General features: G+C 56.8%; 2 protein-coding genes. Both read right to left on the bottom strand.

What is annotated here, in order from left to right; all coding sequences use genetic code 11:
* Positions 1-37: 37 nt before the first annotated feature.
* Positions 38-481 (bottom strand): ABC transporter permease family protein, encoded by a 444-nt coding sequence (locus EGI20_RS17755; RefSeq protein WP_498633044.1) that lies wholly within the window; start codon positions 479-481, stop codon positions 38-40.
* A 109-nt stretch (positions 482-590) separates the two neighbouring features.
* Positions 591-1556: an ABC transporter substrate-binding protein gene (locus EGI20_RS17750; RefSeq protein ID WP_498632936.1), complete on the bottom strand. Its 966-nt coding sequence runs from the start codon at positions 1554-1556 to the stop codon at positions 591-593.
* Positions 1557-2032 lie beyond the last annotated feature (476 nt).

The raw sequence follows: 2032 nt of genomic DNA, 5'->3' as shown, positions 1-2032 counted from the left end.
CCCGGGTTGAAGGTTTTTTGCAGATTGTCGGCGCGCATCATTTGGCCAGTCCTCCGGTCAGTGTTTTGAACTTGGTCTTGATCAGCGGCAGCACCAAGGCAAAGCCAACCAGAAGTGCGGTGATCAGGTTCAGATCCTGCGCGGCCAGGCCGATAAAATCGGCGTTGAGTGCCAGCGCGATCAGTATGCGATAGAGCAGGGCACCCAGTACTGTCGCCAGCGTGATGACCCACAGCTTGCGTGACGGAATCAGCGTTTCGCCGATAATGACCGCCGCCAGCCCGACCACGATGGTGCCGATGCCCATCGAGATATCGGCACCACCCTGGGTCTGTACATAGAGTGCGCCGCCCAGCGGGAAGCTGCCATCGGCAGTCAGGTCGGGAAAATTCAGAATGCGAAAGGAAATCAGCACGCCCAATGCAACCAGGGCGAAGATCAGGCCGATTTCCAGTGCTCCCATCAGGGCAATGACGGACATGGTTGGTGGCTTTCTTTGTGTTTGCCATACTTCTGCGGCATGGCTTGTCGTGCGTGGGCAGAAACGGTTTTAGCCGTAGCAGCAGGGAACAGGCGGCTACGGCCAGCACTTATTTGACGATTTCGGCGGCGCTCTTAAGCAGGGCCGGGCTCAGGTTGATGTTCTGCTTTTGTGCTGCAGCCGGGTTGAGCGTCAGTGACAGCTTGTTGCCCATTTGTGGCGCGATGCTGCCGGCTTTCTCACCCTTGAGGATGCGCACCACGATGCGGCCGGCCTGACGGCCGATATCGTAATAATTCTGCCCAAGTGCGGCGATGGCTCCGCGCTTGACCGAATCAGGGTCAGAAGCAATCAGCGGCATCTTGCTCTGGTTGGCGACGGCCACCAGCGACTCGTAAGTCGACACCACATTATTGTCGGTGCTGGTGTAGATGGCATCGACCTTGCCTGCCAGATTCTTGGCTGCGGGGGCGACATCCACGCTGCGCGCGGCGGCCGACTCCACCAGCGTCATGCCGCGTTTGCCCAGTTCGGTTTTCAGTTCGCGCGCCACAATGACCGAGTTGACTTCGCCCGGGCTGTAGACCATGCCGATTTTTTTGGCGGCCGGATGGATTTTCTGGATCAGGTCAACCTGAGCCGCTATCGGCAACCGGTCGGATACGCCGGTGATATTGCTGCCCGAAGCCTTCCATGAAGGCACCAGTTTGGCGGCGACCGGGTCGGTAACGGCAATAAAGACCACGGGGACATTGCGCGTTGCGGCGGCGACGGCCTGTGCGCTCGGTGTGGCGATCGCGACGATGGCGTCGGGCTTGTCGCCGACGAATTTGCGCGCGATTTGGCCTGCTGTTGCGGTATTGCCTTGTGCGCTCTGGTATTGCAGCTTGAGATTGCTGCCGTTCTGGTAGCCGGCTGCCTTCAGTTCGTCCTCCACGCCTTTGCGGGCAGCATCCAGCGCCGGATGGTCAACAATGGCAGTGATGGCAACCGATTTCATATCGGCTGCAAAGGCTGAGCCGAATGCTCCGATAGCGAGCAGCGAAACGAGCAGGGGACGGAGGGATAGGCGCATGGTGTTGATCTCGTCGTAAACAGATAAAGATTGGATTTTGTCTGCAATCTTATGGCAAAACGACGGGTGCTGTTTTTTGCTTATTAGGTTTTTATGCTTACAAATGCGGTTTTATTTTAATAAAATTGCTTATGCGTTGCGGTTTGCGCGATGAAAATTGTATTTTTTGAGTGAGCTTGAAATATGATGGTTAATTTATTGCTGCGCTGCGGCAAGGGTGGGAGTAATGAATCCGGGAGTGCGCTTGTGCGTTTGGTATAGGTAAAGAACAACGGCCACAGACTTGCTGTGGCCGTTGCGTGTTCTGGCTTGCCGCCAGATATGCAGGGGCTTAGTCGAGGTAGTCGTAGCCTGGCAAGGTCAGGAACTCGACGAAGTCGTCACTGCTGGTCAGCTCGGCAAACATGCGTGCCGCGTCTTCATACTGGCGCGTCCAGCGGCTGCCCAGCTTGTCTTTCAGGTCGGCCACAACCTCA

Source organism: Aquitalea sp. S1-19, from assembly GCF_024343515.1.
This window is presented reverse-complemented; position numbering and strand designations above follow the sequence as displayed.